Raw genomic sequence first — 909 nt, forward strand, 5'->3', positions numbered from 1 at the left:
CGGCCCGCAGCTGGGCTTCCTCGAGGAAGTCGTCCGACAGGTGCTCGCGGGTGATCACCGGCTCGCCGGCCGCCATCACCGCAGCGGTGTGCAGCACGTTGGCCAGCTGCCGCAGGTTGCCGGGCCAGTCGTAGCGCTGCAGCAGGGCCTCGACGTCCGGCGCCAGCATGAGCGGCGCGCCGGGCGCCTCGTCGGCGAGCAGCCGGCGCACCAGGGCCATCAGGTCGGAGCGCTCGCGCAGCGGCGGCAGCTTCACCGCCAGCCCATTGAGCCGGTAGTAGAGGTCTTCGCGGATGCGGTGGGTGTCGATCAGCTCGCGCGGGTTGCGGTCGGTGGCGCCGATGAGGGCCAGGTCGACCTCCTGCGGCTGCACCGCGCCCAGCGGCGTGACCTGGCGCTCCTGCAGCACGCGCAGCAGGCGTGCCTGCAGTCCGAGCGGCAGGCCGCCGATCTCGTCGAGGAAGAGCGTGCCGCCGGAGGCCTGCACCAGCTTGCCGACCGCACCCTTGCGCCGTGCGCCCGGGAACACGCCCTCGGCGTAGCCCAGCAGCTCGGCCTCGAGCTGCGCCTCGGGCGTGGAGGCGCACTGGACCGAGATGAAGGGCCGGTGCGCCCGCCGCGATTCGCGGTGGATGGCGCGCGCCAGCATCTCCTTGCCGCTGCCGGCTTCGCCGAGGATCAGCACCGGGATGTCGCGGTCGAGTACCCGGCGAAGCTTGGAGATCAGTGCCTCGATCTGCAGGTCGCCGGTCTGCAGGCGCGCGAAGGTGACTTCGGGTTCCGGGGTCGTTTCGGCCGGCGCACCGCCGTCGGCTGCCGGGGCCGACCGGGGGTTGCGGGTTGCGGCGTCGCGCGCGGTCGCGGCAGGCGACGTGGGGCCGATTTCCTCGGTCGCCGGCATGGCGGGGG

General features: G+C 73.7%; 1 protein-coding gene. It reads right to left on the minus strand.

The features are described from left to right. Nucleotides 1-909 (minus strand): sigma 54-interacting transcriptional regulator (locus tag x551_RS22790; protein WP_152543650.1); only part of this gene is annotated, 909 nt, incomplete at both ends.

The sequence above is a fragment of the Methylibium sp. T29 genome, from assembly GCF_000576205.1.
Taxonomy (GTDB): Bacteria; Pseudomonadota; Gammaproteobacteria; order Burkholderiales; family Burkholderiaceae_C; genus Methylibium; species Methylibium petroleiphilum.